We start from the raw sequence: 14,752 nt of genomic DNA, 5'->3' as shown, positions 1-14,752 counted from the left end.
ATCAGCCTTGTAGTAACCGCCGCAGATTGTGCATGGCACCACTGGCACTTCGTCGTAATTTGAGGTTCCTGTAATCATGACTGCACTCCTTTGCGTATTGAGTCTGCGAATAACTTAAAGAACAATGCTGCTGAGCGATAATGCCCTGCTGCAATTGGTGCTTCTTTCTCGCTACGCTCAGCTAGTTGGTTTAACTCTTCGATTGCTGCATCCACACCCTGCGCACGCACTTCAGCCAGGAAATTTTGGTACGCTGGTATCTGCAACACAGCCAGCGATCGAATTATCCTCTGTACTTCCGGCGGGCACTGCTCATAGTGCTCATCAGTGATAAACACTGCATCGTTGTGAATGTCTTCAACTGCACTCAACTCCGCAGCCAGCGCCGCGCACTTGCCTTCAAGTTCTTTGTATGTTGGTTTCATGCGGCAGCTCCTTCAAATTGGTAAGAAATTTTAATTCCCAGCTTTTTAGCCATGGCATGCTCAGCGACAGCACCATCCGACTCTTGCCACCCATGCAGCATGTGAATGGCGTCGGCGCAGCGAAGCATCGCCAGGCAGATGTCCATATACTCACGCTTAGATAAACCATCCGGGAGCGTGGCCGGATTTAATGCCACATGACCACCTGATAACATCTGCTGTGCTACTGCGTTAAACATAGGACGGTTGTAGTTTTCGTAACCCGTCATTGGTCCTGCGATGTAAATTTTCATACCCCTACCCTCCCACAAACCATCAATACTCGCTTCATAGCCGCGCTATTGCGGCATTCCTGAAATATTCCGTTGGTGCAGCTGCGCGCGGTGCCATCCTGTTCTTCTGGCATCGCCAGGCGATAAGTCACCGTTCGCCAGACCTTGCTCACCCGGACAATCTTGCGGGCCCGCTCCAGATCGATAGCGTTCTTCGTGATGCAGTTGATGGTTATGCCGCACTCTGTGGCCACATCCTTCTCGGTGAAGGTCCGGTGCGTTTCGAGATAACGCAGAATTGCCTGTTTGCCTTTCATCGTCTTAGCACTCATAGTCAGCCTCCTGTTGCATCTGGCCGCTGTAGGTGAAATCTACCGGGTCCAGTCCGGAGTAGCGGCTGCTGAAGTGGTAGGTTTTTTCTGCCCCCGGCGCATGGCGGGACTTCACACAGATGATTTCGGTGATGCCTTTCAGTTCGGTGTTCGGGTTGTATTTCTCATCCCGGTAGATCATGAAAATCACATCGGCTTCCTGCTCGATAACACCGGACTCGCGGAGGTCAGCTGCGACCGGGCGCTTATTAGCACGTTCTTCGACCTTACGGTTAAGCTGAGCCAGTGCGATGACCGGGCAACGCAACTCTTTCGCCAGGTTCTTCAGGCCGGTGGCGATCTCCCCTACGCTGCGGTTCATGTTCTCCGGGTCTGACATCCGCATCTTCTGGAGATAATCGACGATTACCACGCCCAGTCCGCCCAACTTCTTACTCATACGCCGCGCTTCCGCACGCACCTGGTGAACGCTCAGGGAAGGCTTGTCATTGATGTAGATCGGAGAGTCGATGAACTCCTTCATGCAGTGACTAACCTTCCCCCATGCTTCGTCCATTTTCCCGCTAACCTTGCTCAGCAGATCTTCTTTGCTTACCCGCGCCCGGTGGAACGCGACACGCTCAGAGATTTGTTCCACTGGCATCTCGAGACTGAAGAACAGCACCGGCTTTTTGTTTTTCAAGCCTACGGTTTCTGTCACTGTGGTGCTAAACATGGTTTTCCCCATGCCAGGACGTCCGCCAACGACGATAAAATCCGTATTGTTGAATCCTCCGAAAGCGCTATCGATGGTCGACATGCCAAGCTCTGTTTTGTATTTCCAGATGTCGCCACTGATGATCGCCTGGATGGTTTCCAGCGACATGTCGATGCCAGTGGTGATGTGCTCGGTGCCGTAGTCGGTGTTGTGTTCGATGCCAGAGATATCAGCCTGAATATTTCCGATGATGTCAGCGATACCCTCGGATGATGGCTCGGAAAGCTTCTGGATCCCCACCTGTAGAGCCAGCGTCATCCGGCGACCGAGATGCATTTCCCGCAACTTCTCGCAGTAGGCGGCGAGGTTAGCGAACGATGGCGTGTTTTTGCTGCATTCAGCCAGGTAAGCAAACCCACCCACTCTATCCAGCGCGCCAAGCTGTTCAAGATCACTGGTCAGAGTCAGCAGGTCTATCTTCGAACCGGATTCATTGAGTCGCTTATAGGACCGCAGAGCTACCTTGTGAGGCGTTGCTGTGAAGTGGTCCTCAGTCAGCCCCTCAATCGCATCAGTCGCCATGTCCACACCGTCAGCGCGCCCAGCTGCGAGCATGATCCCGCCGATGACGGCCTGCTCAACGTACAAATCGATAAAACGGCTCATGCTTTCACTCCCTTGCGCTCACGGTGCTCGTTGATGGACTGCTCGTATACAGATCCCCAGTTCTTCGGATTCAGTATCCAGTCGAGAGTCAGCCATGGCTGATCGCCTCTGGTGCCGAACAGGGAAGACTTGCTAATCAGCTCGAAGGCCATGCCCATGTGCTTCAGTTCTCGCCAGTTTCCTTGAGTGGTTTTGCCGTTCCACACAGCTTCGAGGTCTCGATATGCGGGGCGGCGGCGGTTCCACTCATGCACCGACACGGCCTTAGCAGGGAATTTTTCATTCCAGAGTTTGATGATCTCTTCGTGCGGACAGGCTGCCGGATTGCTTCCCTGACCATCAGCCCATATCAGGGCGTCTGACAGGTATCCATCAAAGCGGGTCATACGGCACAGGTTCTCTGGCTTGAAACTGTGACCCCAGTTCACATGGGCCCAGCGGATAACCAACTTCAGCTCTTCAGCGGTGTAGCATTGATCTTTGCTCTTCACTGTGGAGAGAGCTTTCTCAAAAGGTGCCAGCGCAGCACAACGACTACCCGTTAGCTCGTTGAAGTAATCCATCACTTCCTGAGCGAGTGAGTTTTCCCCCTGGGGGGATTTAGGGGGATCTTGTCTTTCTGTATTTTGATTATTGTCTTTTGTGGTTAGCACCTTCTGCTTAGTTCTGTTAGCAACTTCCGCTAAGGTTTTCTTAGCAGGTTTGGCTAATGTTTTGCAGAATCCGTTAACCTTCGTTTTCCACTCGGAAATATTGGTATTCATGCCAACTTTGCGGCCTTCCTGAATGAATACCTTCTTGCCGATCAGCAGGTTTTTGGCAGTAGAGCAATGCGTGTGGTGCTTACCAACCATCTGCTCAAGTTGCTCGTTGCTGACCCAATCCATTTTTTTATTGAAGCCGTATGTTTTGCGCCAGACAGCCAGCACAATGCACATCTCAGTTTCGCTCAAACCTGAAGCCATAACGGCATCAAGAAGCTCATTCGCGACGCGAGTGAACCCATCTTCCAGTTGCGCCACACGATGCTCCACGACCTCCAGCGGCGGCCTGTAGTCTGCTAAATGCTTAACGACGCCCATGCTTCACCCCTGCCTGAATCAGTGCCAGTCTTGCCATGCCAACGAAGCGCTCAGCGAACGCTCTGTTTTTTGAGGCGGCGACAACCAGGCCATCTGGTGAATCTGGATGGCGACGTTCCTCTTTTTCCTGGTACTTTTTGCGAGTTTTTGACATACTTACTCCCGTTACTTGGCGTAACACAGTGTTTGGAAGGCCTTTGAAGTGACCGCTTCAAGGGCTTTTTCTTTTCTGGTGCCTCTCACATAACCCCCAGCATCGACGTCACCATCGTCATCAACGGCCCTACCTGCTCCGGCATGAGGCGGAACAGCGACGCTATACCCTCGCTTACCTCTTTCAGCTTCTGATGCTCTGGAGCGTCCAGCAGCACGGCCTGCTTAGCTTCGGCACACTCTTTCATCGCGGATGCGATCAGCGACATCGTGTCGTTCTGTGGCGCCAGGCGGTTGCGATACTCCAGCGGCAGGACGGACATGATTGCCGGTGCCAGGTGGCGAATGTTGTTGGCCGCATATTCGGTATCGCCATCAATCCAGCGAAACACCTTCTGCATCTGGCGGTGCGAGTCAGTCGGGATATCCAGCCCGGTACCGCCGGTAGCCCGCCACTCTTCCACAATCAGCGCCGCAACAAATTCACGGCTGCGGCAATCAGCTGCCCAGGCGCGAACAGCTGCGCGGATCCCATCGATGTTTAACGCCGCGGAATCAGGCTCCCGGCGATTCTGGTAAATCATCGCCGTTGGCGAAAATTTGTTACCTTGTTGATACGCAAGTGAATGCATTGCTTTCCCTTTCGTGGTTAGAGCCGCCGTTAAGCGGCATGGTTGTCAGGGTGTGGAAAGATGGACGGCAGATCCGGGCGGAATTCATGAGCCTGGATTTCACCACCAACCGCTTTCACCAGCTCAGGAACGTGAACTGGGGAGATGCGTTTCTTTCCGTTAAGCCAGTCGCAGATAGTGGACTGAGCTTTGCCGCAACGTTTTGCCAGTTCTTTCTGGCTGCCAGCGATGGCGATCGCTTTCTCTACTGCGGAGTTCTTCTCTACTGTTGGGGTCTTCATAATCACCTCAGCTATCAGTTTAAAGCGATTATGGTTATCACTTTAGCGAATGTCAATCGCATAGGCGATTTTTTGCTAAATAATCGCTTGAGCGATAGAGTTAAGGGAGTCATTAACAGAGGTGAATATGGGATTCTCGGAGCGCCTGGCGCAGGCAATGAAATATGCTGGATATACACAGGGCCGATTAGCCAAAGATGTCGGCATGGCTCAGTCCAGCGTCAATAAGCTACTCAAGGAAGCGAACGGTTCCCGTAAAACTGTTGAGATTGCCTCTGTTCTGGGTGTGCGGCCGGAGTGGCTGTCTACTGGTGAAGGGGAAATGGCTTCGAGTAGCGCAAGAGAACCGTCTGCGCTATACCAGGTTAAGCCGTCACTGAATGGGATTTACCGCGTGGATGTACTCGATGTTAAAGCCAGCGCTGGACCGGGCAGCATTGTCACCAGCGATTTCATTGAAACTATCCGAGCCATTGAATACACGACTGAGCAGGCGCGAGCCTTGTTCGGCAACCGTCCAGCTGCGCACGTCAAAGTGATCACAGTTAATGGTGACAGCATGGACGGCACTATTTCACCTGGTGATCAGATCTTCGTTGATACCGGTGTTACGCACTTTGATGGTGACGGTGTATACGTCTTTGTATTTGGGAAGACACTGCACGTTAAGCGCCTGCAGATGCAGCGAGACAGGCTGGCAGTAATATCCGATAACCCGATTTACGAAAAATGGTACGTCGAGCCTGAAGATGAGGACGCGTTCTACGTCATGGCTAAAGTACTGCTGAGACAGTCAGTCGATTATAAAAGATTCGCATAACAAAATTTACACAGTAATTACTCTGGGATGGGAAGATGAAAAAATTAGCAACTGTAGTTATCGCCTCTGCATTGCTCAGCGCGTGTGCGCAACCACCTTATGCCCGTATTGCTTCTGATTACGATCAGAAGATGGCTGAGGCTAAAAAACATGATGCCGAGTTTGCCGAGAAGGTGAGAAATATCAATCTTGAAACAGCCGATGTCGGTGAAAAGCCAAAGAACTATAAAGAGCTGGTTCAGGCAACAATCAAGGATGCCTTAAAGGATCCTGATTCCGCGAAATTCAGCGACTTCTCTCCACTCCGCAAAGAGGTTATGGTTGAGAACAGGAACTTTGTTTACGGTTACTCAACGTGTGTTTTCGTGAACGCAAAAAATTCTTATGGCGGATACACAGGTAAGCAACTCTACTGGGCCTTTATCCGTAATGGACAGGTTCTTAGGTTTAAGAATACCAATGACGAGTACGGAGACTTGATCTTCGTAGGCAGGAAAGTTAACTGCAACTGATTAACCAACCGGCGAAAGCCGGTTTTTTTATACCTCCATCTACTACCTTCATTTCACTCCCATCAAACCGCCTTCAACATCACTTTTTTCCACTTCGTTTAAAAAAAATATCGCTTTAACATTCAATGCATTATCACTTTATCGATGATAAATATCGTTTTGGCGATTGACTGAAATAATCGCTTTAGCTATTGTTAGTCCATCGAAACGAAACATCGACAGCTGAGCGAAGTTAGCCAGCGGAGAAGTTGAGATTCGGTCAGTCGAACGGCGCGACAGTAAACCATGCGTCGGACGCCCGGCGGGCTCAGGGAGAGCGGCAATGGTGCGTAACTGGAATGTTTTGGGGTGAGTGCAGAAGCAAACCTTCTCGGCGAAGGCGCTTGGCAATGAGTACGCGACCGGAGTTAGTCGCCCGGCTGCGCTCACCACCAAAGCATTTCTCCCGCATCAGCGGGTAACGACAGAGGGTAAGGCGATGCCAGAATTCGAAATTAATCACCAGATCGGTATTTCTCTACGGGAGCTAATCGACTTCCGTCAGTGGACTGAATCTCAGCTATGTGAGCTATGGAGGCTGCAGCCAGGTGACGGCGTGAACGTACAAGGGCAGTTAGTAAGACGCATCAAATAGACCCGCTCCGGCGGGTTTTTTATCGGCCATACCTCAGTCGCTTCACCGAGGCGGCTTAGTTATGACAACCGGCGGCCATCCACCGCCCATTGAAACACTGAATAAATGCGTTGAAGTCTTGTATTAACCGTTCCGTTCGCCGCGATAAGGCCAAGAGGATTTATGAGCAATAAAACTGGAGGTCCAGCCTTCCCAGAATTAGGAAATGTTGGTTGCAACTCAGACTGGCAAAGCGAATCTGGCATGACGCTGCGCGATTACTTCGCAGCCAAGGCTATGCAGGCAATGATAGCAGCGCATGAGCCGCAGGGAGCTATTCCTGGTTGGGCATACGAAATGGCCGACGAGATGCTGCGCGCCCGGGAGGCATCATGACAGTCACCCACAACGGCAAGCAGTACACCGCCAAAAAGCTCAACGATAACGAGTGGCAGCTGACTTCAGTATCGGCACCGCGGGAAAAACTGGTGCTGAACCGCTGGCAGATGCATATCGCTGGCCTCCTGGAACAGGTTGAGGTGAAGGTATGACTATCAATCACCCACTTCTTCGCTTAGCTCAGCAGAAAGCCCGTGATGCGCGCCAGAACGGTGATGGCGCTAAATGGATGGAAGCCAACGAAGAGATGAAAAGAGCCGCTGGAATGCCTTGGTATCGAGGTAATTCGAATCAGCGTGGAGGTGAGCATGCAATGGGTTAAATATTCTGAACGTAAGCCAGATGCCGCCGGTGTTTATGTCTGGCGGATGGCCAGCCGAAAAGTTAAAGGTCTTACGGTTATTGCCCGGGCGAAATTTCGACTTCGCGGCGCTGGTTTCGAAGATGTTCTTTCACCTGAGTTTGATCGTTGGGACGGATATTCGGTCATTGTGCCAGGCGAACTTCAGTGGGCTGAAGATGATGGATCATTACCTGACATTTCTTTCGAAAATCTCCCTGAAGCAACAGAGTGTCCATTTTGCAAACGAGAGCCTGTAATTAAAGCGTTCGAATGGAATCGCGGATGCAGGATTGCTCCTGAGCCATACATCCTGAATCAGTTCCAGCTGAAATGTTGCGGATGGATAGCTCCGGTTACCTTCGACTCACCAATTTCAGCCATAGAGTGCTGGAATTCAAAACTTTCTAAGTAACCACTCTATTCAACCGATCGGCCTGGCTAAATGCGGGCGGGATCTGCACATCCAAATTTCAGGAGAAACCATGAGCGAAGTAACGGACTTAACTGTCATCGAAATCAAGCCTGAACAGGCGCCAGCGCTTTACAGCGCGGGTGGACTTAATGGCTTTCTCGAGCAAATCCGCGAACTGGCTAAAGAAGTTCCAGATGTTACCACTAAAAAAGGCCGTGACCGCATTGGCAGCTTGGCGCGCATGGTTGGCTCCAGCAAAACAGCTATAGAGAAGCCTGGTCGTGAATACCTCAAGCGATTGAAAGAGGCGGTTAAGCCCGCTGAAGAGGAATTGCGAGTATTCACCAGAGAGTGCGATGCCATTCGTGACGCAATCCTTAAGCCCCGCGATGAATGGGATGCCGAGCAGGAACGCATTAAGGCTGAAGAAGCCATGAACGCGCTGCACGCCGAAGCGCTGGAAATGAACGAAGAGTTTGACCGCCAGCGCGCCGCGCAGATCGAGGCAGACCACGAAATGGCTCTGCTGATGAATGACAAGTTTGACCGTGACCGCGAAGAGCAGCGCCGCCTGGCGGAACAGGCTCAGCGCGAGCACGAAGAGCGCATTAAGCAGGAAGCAGCTGACAAAGCCAAGCGCGAAGCCGAAGCGAGACATAAAGCGGAGATTGAAGCTGCAGCACGTCGCGAAGCTGAAGAAAAAGCCCGCGCTGAACTTGCCGAACGCCAGCGCATTGAAGCGGAACAGCGTGCGGCACGTGAGAAGCAGGAAGCGGAAGCCCGGGCTGAACGTGAAAAGGCCATGGCGGTAGAAGCTGAACGCCTGAAAGCAAAACAGGCAGAAGAAGCCCGTCTGGCTGAGCAGAAGCGCATCGCCGACGAACAGGCAAAACGTGAATCTGACGTGAAGCATCGCAAGACGGTCGGCACCAACATCGTTAACGCGCTCACCAGCAATACCAGCTTAACCCGCGAACAGGCTATCGAAGTACTCACCGCTCTGAAAGATGACCTGATCCCCTGCGCGAAAATTCATTACTGAGGCAACCATGAACGCATACCTCACTTACGACCGAATCGAAGATCGGCGCTGGGTTGAGCAGCAGCTCACCGACGAGAAAGAGAAGTGGATCGGCGACCGCGCTCGGGAATTCATCGACATGATGCCAAAAGAGCCGTCCGGCCTCTTCCACTTCTCAGTCCCGATTGACTCCAGCCCATACGAAGGACTTCGCAGCGATAAAGCTGTCGAGGCCTACAACGATTTCATTTCAGCAGTTGCTTACGCCCAGGCGGAATACGACTGGGAACACCGCACCGGCTGCCCGTTTTAATTTTTGAGGGGATTAACGATGGCAAACGAATTAACAATCACAGCGACGTCGCTTCAGGAGATAGGCGTCGACGTCTCCACTTGGAGCGCGCTGAAGAACAGCATCTACCCTGGCGCCAAAGACGAATCGGTAATGATGGCGCTTGACTACTGCCGCGCCCGCCAGTTGGATCCGTTGCTCAAACCTGTCCACCTCGTTCCGATGTACGTCAAAGACTCGAAAACAGGCAAAGGCGACTGGCGCGACGTAGTTATGCCGGGCATCGGGCTTTACCGCATTCAGGCAGACCGCTCCGGCGATTATGCCGGGGCTCGCGAGCCCGCGTTCGGGCCAGACGTAACTCTGACGCTTACTGGTATCGAGGTGACCTTCCCTCAGTGGTGCAAATACACCGTCTATAAGCGCATGCCCAGCGGCGAGATCGTCGAGTTCAGCGCCAAAGAATACTGGATTGAAAACTATGCCACCGCCGGCCGCGACACCACGGCGCCGAATGCAATGTGGAAAAAGCGCCCATACGGCCAGCTGGCGAAATGCGCAGAAGCCCAGGCGTTGCGTAAGGCATGGCCTGAGATTGGACAGCAGCCTACCGCCGAAGAAATGGAAGGCAAATCACTGGACGTTGATATCCGTGACTTCACGCCGCGCAACACCACTGAAGTACTTCCACCAGCAGCAAGCGAAGAAACGCTGCAGGCGATAACCGATCTCTTAACGACCCTGGATAAAGACTGGGAGAAAGACTTCCTCCCTGTGTGCAGCGACATCTTCAAACGGCCAATTCTTGTGGCTTCAGACCTCACTGAGGAAGAGGCGCAGAAAGGGTTTGGCTTCCTTCAGAAAAGGGCTAAGGCGGCAGCATGACACCAGAAATTATCCTTTCCCGAACTGGCATTGACGTAACAACTATCCAACAGGGCGATGAGGCGTGGCACCGGCTGCGCCTCGGCGTTATCACAGCCTCTGAAGTGCACAACGTCATTTCCAAGCCGCGCTCCGGCACCAAATGGACGGGCATGAAGATGTCCTACTTCCACACCCTGCTCGCCGAGGTATGCACTGGCGTAGCGCCAGAGGTTAACGCCAAGGCGCTGGCCTGGGGGAAGCAGCATGAGGAAGACGCCCGCACTCTCTTCGAGTTCACCACCGACGTGAAAGTCACGGAGTCTCCGATCCTGTTCCGTGACGAGAGCATGCGCACCGCGTGCTCCCCTGACGGCCTTTGTAGTAACGGGTTCGGCCTTGAGCTGAAATGCCCGTTCACCTCCCGTGACTTTATGAAATTCCGCCTCGGCGGTTTCGAAGCCATTAAGTCCGAGTACATGGCCCAGGTGCAGTACAGCATGTGGGTGACCGGGAAAGACGCCTGGTTCTTCGCCAATTACGACCCACGAATGAAGCGAGAAGGCATTCACCATGTGGTCGTTGAGCGGGATCCGCAGTACATGACCGACTTCAACGAAATGGTGCCGGAGTTCATCGAGAAGATGGACGAGGCGCTGGCGGAGATCGGATTCACGTTCGGGGAGCAGTGGAAATGAAACGCACACCCTTTTACCGCCGGCCCGGGCGAACCGGGCAATTCTCCGGCCTCCGTGAGCGCGTTATATGGATGATTCAGACGCGCGGCCGCCCGGTAACCGGCAGCGAAATCGCTGAGAAGTTTGGCGTAACGCTCATTGAGTTTAACCGGGTTGCCAACGGCATTACCCGCGGCACCGGACAGATAGCGCAGATCGTTGAGTCGGAAAAGTGGATTAACGAGGACGGTATCTGCGACCGGACATTCGACCTGGTCACGAAGCCAAAGGTTGTAACGCCGCAGGGTAAATCGCGGCTGTTCACCCGGCGCGCCATGGATCAATCGCAGGAAGGTAGACGGCAGGAGTGCATAGCGCGTGCCGCACGCCGTCGCCGCCTGATTGCTCAGTGCCTCTATATCGATGAAATGGAGTCCATCCTATGACTCACGCTCACGACGACATCAGGGTTGGCACACTGTGCCTTCCCTTCATTGGTAACGGCTGGCTAATGCCATGGGGTGCAGTGGTCAGTAATCCATTAAAAGCGCAGCGGCTCGCTGAGGAATATCGGGAAAGGCAGGAGGCTGCATGACCTATCAACTCCACGTCGGGCGCTGCGAAGACGTCCTGAAAACGCTGCCGGATAACTCAGTTGACGCCATCGTGACGGATCCACCGTACGGGCTGAGCTTCATGAACCACAAATGGGATTACGACGTCCCGACTGTAGAGCAGTGGCAGGAATGCCTGCGCGTTCTCAAGCCTGGCGGACACCTTCTGGCGTTCGGCGGATCACGTACCTATCACCGCCTTGTGGTTAATGCAGAGGATGCCGGTTTCGAAATCCGCGACCAAATTCTCTGGATTTATGGCAGCGGCTTCCCCAAGTCGCATAACCTGGATGGTGATTTTGATGGCTGGGGAACGGCTCTGAAGCCTGCGCACGAACCGATCGTCATGGCTCGCAAGCCATTCAAAAAAACGGTGTCAGCGAACATGGCCGAGCATGGTACCGGGGCGATCAATATCAATGCCTGCCGCATCCCTACCGACGAGGCGCTAAATGGCGGTGCTGGCGGTCTGCTTTCACACCAGCGCGATGGTACCGAACCTGTTGCCGATTACGAGCAGGCACCAGAGGGTCGCTGGCCGGCAAACATCATTCACGACGGAAGTGATGTTGTCGTGTCAGCGTTCCCGGATGCGAAAGGCCAGCAAGGAGCGCTTACCGGCAATGAGCCAAGCTCTAAAATGGGTGCGGCGAATTGCTACGGGCAAATGAACCGGCGGCACGAGTCAACTCCACGTATCGATAGCAGCAAGAGCGCCGCCCGCTTCTTTTACTGTGCCAAGGTAAAACCGAAAGAGCGCGATGAAGGCCTCGAGAGATTCATTGCGACGTCAGCCAGCGAAATGACCGGCGGACGCAAGGAAGGAAGCGTCGGCATTAACGATCCGCGCGCCGGTGCCGGGCGTACCAGTGGCGCGAAGAACAATCACCCCACCGTTAAGCCGATCGCTCTGATGAGTTACCTCTGCAGGCTGATTACTCCATCTGGCGGTACCGTGCTTGATCCGTGGATGGGTAGCGGGAGCACTGGCCGGGCAGCTATCGAGGAAGGATTTAACTTCATCGGCATCGACCTGAACCCGGATTACGTAACCATTGCATCTGCGCGAATTGCTCACTCCTTCAAAAAGACGACGGAGGCCGCATGACGCCAGAAACAGACAACGCCATCCGCGCCGCCTGCCGCCGCTGCACCGAGGAAATCCAGCAGGCCATGCGCAAGAAGCCAAAGCCTAACTGGAACGAAACGGTGCCTCCCATCATCAACAAGCATCACAAGAAAATTGAAGCTCTGGGAGTTAGCCTCCTGGAGTTCGTCGTCAAAACTGGCCGCCTGAACAAAAGGTTTGGAGTTGAGCAATGACCCTTACGCAAAACAGGCTAAAAGAAGTGCTTCGATACGACCCCTTAACAGGGGTTTTTTATTGGCTAAACCCTACCGCCTATTGCATGCATCCAGGTGATGTTGCTGGGTTTGTAGATTACACAGGCTATGCCTACATAAAGGTAGATAGGGTTAAATATTCAGCTCACAGACTGGCGTGGCTATATGTTCATGGCTCTATGCCGGAAGAACAAATTGACCATGTAAACAACAACAGATCGGATAACAGAATATCAAATCTTAGGCTCGCCTCTCGTTCACAGAACATGATGAATCAGTATGTCAGAAAGGACAGCATTTCAGGGGTAAAGGGGGTTGGGTGGGATAAGAAAATGCAAAGCTTGAGAGCTCGCTGTCAGGTTGGCGGTAAAAGGGTTGTTATAGGCTGGTTTGACTCCGTAGAGGAGGCAGAAGAAAGCCTGAGAGTTTACAGAGAACAATATCACGGTGAATTTGCTAACCACGGAGTTAATCATGACAACAGAAATTAAAGCCCTACCCGTCGAACGCGACCAATACGGTTACTGGACTCACCCGCTTTACGATGAGTTTTGCGATGGACGCGAGTCCATTTCGCCCATTGAGTTCAACGCATGGCTGGAGAAGAACGGCCTAGAGTGGAAAGTGATTTACCGCGATGAGGGTGATGTCGATCCCGATGTTGACGGCTATGACATTTCATCGTGGCAACCAGAGACACCCGCCGGTGGTGGTTGGTTTGTCGGTTCAATTCACGACACGGAAGATGGCGCGGTTTGCATCTGGCTGCGCAACGTTGGCGGTGCGTCATGAACAGAGCCTCGCCCGTCGATTTGAGGAAAAGCCTCGACATTGCCAATCACCTGGCGCACATCGGAATTCGCTTTGTGCCGATCCCGGTGGCGACCGAGGAAGAATTCCAGACGCTGGCCTCCGAGATTTCACGACGGCTTGAGCAGATGGCTGTCGAAGCCGAAAAGAATGAAGGCGGCGCAGCATGAAGGCACTAATAACCAGGTCGCTATCGCGGCCTTTTTTATTGCTGGCGTTCACCTTCAACCGAATTAACCGACAGTTCCGGGAGCATTGAAAATGGCTCGCTACAAGTTCACTAACCGTAAAGCTCGTATTGAAAAGAAGTTCAGCAAATCGGCAATGGAGCTGCTTATTCAACTAAGACCAAGGAGCATTAACGTCGCAGATTTCACCCTTGAGTGTGGCGATTTCGAAGGCCGTCATGGAACGGTGTATCACGACGAATGGCACATTTGGGGTTCCCCTGATTACTGGACTGGCGAGTGCGATAGTTACGATGCCTTTTTCGTGCTCCACGATCATTTAATTATGCTGACGCACGACCATGAAGGCGAGATGGATGCCCGCAATAAAGCTGGCTGGGATGAAGAAATAGACATTACCCCTTACTGCTCTCCATGGCGCCTTGGCACAGTAAACCGCGCTCAAATTATCAGACATTGCCGACAGCTCGTGTCTGCTGGCATCAACTGGGACGCTTAACATGGCCGACATCATCGACACAGCAGCAGAGATTGAAGAGCTTCAACGTAACGCTGCCCTTTCCGATCACCGAGTGAACCGCAACGCCGTATCAGCTGAGCATTGCGCGGAATGCGACGAACCAATTCCAGAGCCGCGGCGCGCTGCCGTTCCCGGTTGCCAGACGTGCGCCAGTTGCCAGGCTGATTTGGAACTTATCCGTAAGCAAAGGGGCTCCTGATGGATTACACCAAACTCAGTGACGGTGAAATAAGTGTAAGGCTCGCATATTTCCTGAAGCCAAAGTACACCGCCACTATTCACCCGCATGAAAAGACCGGTGCCAATTTGTCGTGGAACTGGTTTAACACGGTACAGAACACCGCCTGGTTTCCGTTACGTCGTGCCGAAGAGCTCTACCCGGCAATGAAGAAGCATCGAATCGGTCTGGTACCATTAGGTAAGACCGTGTGGCAGGCAACTCATGAGTCTGGTGTCAGCTCGACTCACCGTAACCCGCTGCGCGCTGTGGCAATCGTCTACCTCCTTTTGCAGGAGTCAGCCAATGTTCAGGATAATCCAGCCTAACACCTGGTACGCCGATGATTTCGGCGCACCCTGCAAAATCCTCCGCGCTACCCACGAAGTAATCCACTACATCCGCAACGGCCGCACCTGCATTGCCAGCATGGGCCGCTTTAATCAGGATTTCGAGCCGCTGACCAAAGCAGAGGCCGAGCGGATCGCTGAAGAAATCGAAACAGCAGAACACCTGAAGAAGCTGCGCGCAATGCGTGCTGCATGAGGAGAGAGCGTGAAACCTTA

29 protein-coding genes are annotated in these 14,752 nt (G+C 53.0%); 21 read left to right on the top strand and 8 right to left on the bottom strand.

The features are described 5' to 3' along the window. Positions 1-74: 74 nt before the first annotated feature. The 8 genes from ACOTZF_RS08505 to ACOTZF_RS08470 all read right to left on the bottom strand — a co-directional run bounded on the left by ACOTZF_RS08505 (position 75) and on the right by ACOTZF_RS08470 (position 4,540). Positions 75-425 (bottom strand): hypothetical protein, encoded by a 351-nt coding sequence (locus ACOTZF_RS08505; RefSeq protein ID WP_421636086.1) that lies wholly within the window; start codon positions 423-425, stop codon positions 75-77. Next, positions 422-718, bottom strand: a complete 297-nt coding sequence (locus ACOTZF_RS08500) for a DUF4406 domain-containing protein (RefSeq protein WP_421636085.1) — start codon at positions 716-718, stop codon at positions 422-424. The genes ACOTZF_RS08505 and ACOTZF_RS08500 overlap by 4 nt, the downstream gene beginning before the upstream one ends. Further along, positions 715-1,029 (bottom strand): protein ren, encoded by a 315-nt coding sequence (locus ACOTZF_RS08495; protein WP_421636084.1) that lies wholly within the window; start codon positions 1,027-1,029, stop codon positions 715-717. The genes ACOTZF_RS08500 and ACOTZF_RS08495 overlap by 4 nt, the downstream gene beginning before the upstream one ends. Further along, on the bottom strand, positions 1,019-2,392 hold the full coding sequence (locus ACOTZF_RS08490; protein ID WP_421636083.1) for a replicative DNA helicase: 1,374 nt from the start codon (positions 2,390-2,392) through the stop codon (positions 1,019-1,021). The genes ACOTZF_RS08495 and ACOTZF_RS08490 overlap by 11 nt, the downstream gene beginning before the upstream one ends. Next, positions 2,389-3,474, bottom strand: coding sequence for a replication protein (locus tag ACOTZF_RS08485; RefSeq protein WP_421636082.1), 1,086 nt, complete (start codon positions 3,472-3,474; stop codon positions 2,389-2,391). The genes ACOTZF_RS08490 and ACOTZF_RS08485 overlap by 4 nt, the downstream gene beginning before the upstream one ends. After that, positions 3,461-3,628 (bottom strand): hypothetical protein, encoded by a 168-nt coding sequence (locus ACOTZF_RS08480; protein ID WP_013095956.1) that lies wholly within the window; start codon positions 3,626-3,628, stop codon positions 3,461-3,463. Before ACOTZF_RS08480 ends, ACOTZF_RS08485 begins: the two co-directional genes overlap by 14 nt. 85 nt (positions 3,629-3,713) lie before the next feature. Beyond that, positions 3,714-4,259, bottom strand: a complete 546-nt coding sequence (locus tag ACOTZF_RS08475) for a toxin YdaT family protein (protein ID WP_421636081.1) — start codon at positions 4,257-4,259, stop codon at positions 3,714-3,716. Between the two features lie 29 nt (positions 4,260-4,288). Further along, the gene (locus ACOTZF_RS08470) at positions 4,289-4,540 is read right to left on the bottom strand and encodes a transcriptional regulator (RefSeq protein WP_001514164.1); all 252 of its coding nucleotides are present in this window, start codon (positions 4,538-4,540) and stop codon (positions 4,289-4,291) included. Positions 4,541-4,667: 127 nt separating this feature from the next. Here ACOTZF_RS08470 and ACOTZF_RS08465 point away from each other — a divergent pair, with 127 nt between their 5' ends. The 21 genes from ACOTZF_RS08465 to ACOTZF_RS08365 all read left to right on the top strand — a co-directional run bounded on the left by ACOTZF_RS08465 (position 4,668) and on the right by ACOTZF_RS08365 (position 14,732). Continuing rightward, positions 4,668-5,360 carry an XRE family transcriptional regulator gene (locus ACOTZF_RS08465; protein WP_001514163.1) on the top strand — a complete coding sequence of 231 codons (693 nt, stop codon included), beginning with the start codon at positions 4,668-4,670 and terminating at the stop codon, positions 5,358-5,360. A gap of 35 nt (positions 5,361-5,395) precedes the next feature. After that, entirely contained in the window at positions 5,396-5,872 is a 477-nt protein-coding gene (locus ACOTZF_RS08460) for a hypothetical protein (RefSeq protein ID WP_125093395.1), read from the top strand. Positions 5,873-6,668: 796 nt separating this feature from the next. Then, positions 6,669-6,881 (top strand): hypothetical protein, encoded by a 213-nt coding sequence (locus tag ACOTZF_RS08455; protein ID WP_163371681.1) that lies wholly within the window; start codon positions 6,669-6,671, stop codon positions 6,879-6,881. Then, positions 6,878-7,036: a hypothetical protein gene (locus tag ACOTZF_RS08450; protein ID WP_023330205.1), complete on the top strand. Its 159-nt coding sequence runs from the start codon at positions 6,878-6,880 to the stop codon at positions 7,034-7,036. The genes ACOTZF_RS08455 and ACOTZF_RS08450 overlap by 4 nt, the downstream gene beginning before the upstream one ends. Then, positions 7,033-7,206: a host cell division inhibitory peptide Kil gene (locus ACOTZF_RS08445; protein ID WP_045616389.1), complete on the top strand. Its 174-nt coding sequence runs from the start codon at positions 7,033-7,035 to the stop codon at positions 7,204-7,206. The genes ACOTZF_RS08450 and ACOTZF_RS08445 overlap by 4 nt, the downstream gene beginning before the upstream one ends. Further along, positions 7,193-7,639 (top strand): hypothetical protein, encoded by a 447-nt coding sequence (locus ACOTZF_RS08440; protein ID WP_421636080.1) that lies wholly within the window; start codon positions 7,193-7,195, stop codon positions 7,637-7,639. The genes ACOTZF_RS08445 and ACOTZF_RS08440 overlap by 14 nt, the downstream gene beginning before the upstream one ends. Positions 7,640-7,709: 70 nt before the next feature. After that, the gene (locus tag ACOTZF_RS08435) at positions 7,710-8,681 is read left to right on the top strand and encodes a hypothetical protein (protein ID WP_421636079.1); all 972 of its coding nucleotides are present in this window, start codon (positions 7,710-7,712) and stop codon (positions 8,679-8,681) included. 7 nt (positions 8,682-8,688) lie between these two features. After that, positions 8,689-8,973 (top strand): host nuclease inhibitor GamL, encoded by a 285-nt coding sequence (gene gamL, locus ACOTZF_RS08430; protein ID WP_421636078.1) that lies wholly within the window; start codon positions 8,689-8,691, stop codon positions 8,971-8,973. A gap of 18 nt (positions 8,974-8,991) precedes the next feature. Next, complete coding sequence (bet, locus tag ACOTZF_RS08425) at positions 8,992-9,837, top strand: phage recombination protein Bet (protein WP_421636077.1); 846 nt, start codon at positions 8,992-8,994, stop codon at positions 9,835-9,837. Continuing rightward, positions 9,834-10,514: a lambda exonuclease family protein gene (locus tag ACOTZF_RS08420; protein WP_421636076.1), complete on the top strand. Its 681-nt coding sequence runs from the start codon at positions 9,834-9,836 to the stop codon at positions 10,512-10,514. The genes bet and ACOTZF_RS08420 overlap by 4 nt, the downstream gene beginning before the upstream one ends. Further along, positions 10,511-10,939 (top strand): regulator, encoded by a 429-nt coding sequence (locus ACOTZF_RS08415; protein ID WP_421636075.1) that lies wholly within the window; start codon positions 10,511-10,513, stop codon positions 10,937-10,939. The genes ACOTZF_RS08420 and ACOTZF_RS08415 overlap by 4 nt, the downstream gene beginning before the upstream one ends. Then, complete coding sequence (locus tag ACOTZF_RS08410; RefSeq protein WP_421636074.1) at positions 10,936-11,088, top strand: DUF1317 family protein; 153 nt, start codon at positions 10,936-10,938, stop codon at positions 11,086-11,088. The genes ACOTZF_RS08415 and ACOTZF_RS08410 overlap by 4 nt, the downstream gene beginning before the upstream one ends. Further along, on the top strand, positions 11,085-12,215 hold the full coding sequence (locus ACOTZF_RS08405; RefSeq protein ID WP_421636073.1) for a DNA-methyltransferase: 1,131 nt from the start codon (positions 11,085-11,087) through the stop codon (positions 12,213-12,215). Before ACOTZF_RS08410 ends, ACOTZF_RS08405 begins: the two co-directional genes overlap by 4 nt. Beyond that, complete coding sequence (locus tag ACOTZF_RS08400; protein WP_130027216.1) at positions 12,212-12,430, top strand: hypothetical protein; 219 nt, start codon at positions 12,212-12,214, stop codon at positions 12,428-12,430. Before ACOTZF_RS08405 ends, ACOTZF_RS08400 begins: the two co-directional genes overlap by 4 nt. Continuing rightward, positions 12,427-12,942, top strand: coding sequence for an HNH endonuclease (locus ACOTZF_RS08395; protein ID WP_421636072.1), 516 nt, complete (start codon positions 12,427-12,429; stop codon positions 12,940-12,942). The genes ACOTZF_RS08400 and ACOTZF_RS08395 overlap by 4 nt, the downstream gene beginning before the upstream one ends. Continuing rightward, positions 12,926-13,243, top strand: a complete 318-nt coding sequence (locus ACOTZF_RS08390) for a hypothetical protein (protein ID WP_126327833.1) — start codon at positions 12,926-12,928, stop codon at positions 13,241-13,243. Before ACOTZF_RS08395 ends, ACOTZF_RS08390 begins: the two co-directional genes overlap by 17 nt. Further along, on the top strand, positions 13,240-13,431 hold the full coding sequence (locus ACOTZF_RS08385) for a DUF1382 family protein (RefSeq protein WP_129252308.1): 192 nt from the start codon (positions 13,240-13,242) through the stop codon (positions 13,429-13,431). Before ACOTZF_RS08390 ends, ACOTZF_RS08385 begins: the two co-directional genes overlap by 4 nt. Before the next feature lie 91 nt (positions 13,432-13,522). After that, on the top strand, positions 13,523-13,948 hold the full coding sequence (locus ACOTZF_RS08380; RefSeq protein ID WP_129252306.1) for a hypothetical protein: 426 nt from the start codon (positions 13,523-13,525) through the stop codon (positions 13,946-13,948). A 1-nt stretch (position 13,949) separates the two neighbouring features. After that, complete coding sequence (locus tag ACOTZF_RS08375; RefSeq protein ID WP_129252305.1) at positions 13,950-14,168, top strand: TraR/DksA family transcriptional regulator; 219 nt, start codon at positions 13,950-13,952, stop codon at positions 14,166-14,168. After that, positions 14,168-14,515 (top strand): hypothetical protein, encoded by a 348-nt coding sequence (locus ACOTZF_RS08370; RefSeq protein WP_062937910.1) that lies wholly within the window; start codon positions 14,168-14,170, stop codon positions 14,513-14,515. Before ACOTZF_RS08375 ends, ACOTZF_RS08370 begins: the two co-directional genes overlap by 1 nt. Then, positions 14,493-14,732 (top strand): DUF4222 domain-containing protein, encoded by a 240-nt coding sequence (locus tag ACOTZF_RS08365; protein ID WP_062937911.1) that lies wholly within the window; start codon positions 14,493-14,495, stop codon positions 14,730-14,732. The genes ACOTZF_RS08370 and ACOTZF_RS08365 overlap by 23 nt, the downstream gene beginning before the upstream one ends. Positions 14,733-14,752 lie beyond the last annotated feature (20 nt).

This window comes from Enterobacter cloacae complex sp. SHL021 (genome assembly GCF_049237765.1).
GTDB lineage: Bacteria > Pseudomonadota > Gammaproteobacteria > Enterobacterales > Enterobacteriaceae > Enterobacter > Enterobacter cloacae.
This window is presented reverse-complemented; position numbering and strand designations above follow the sequence as displayed.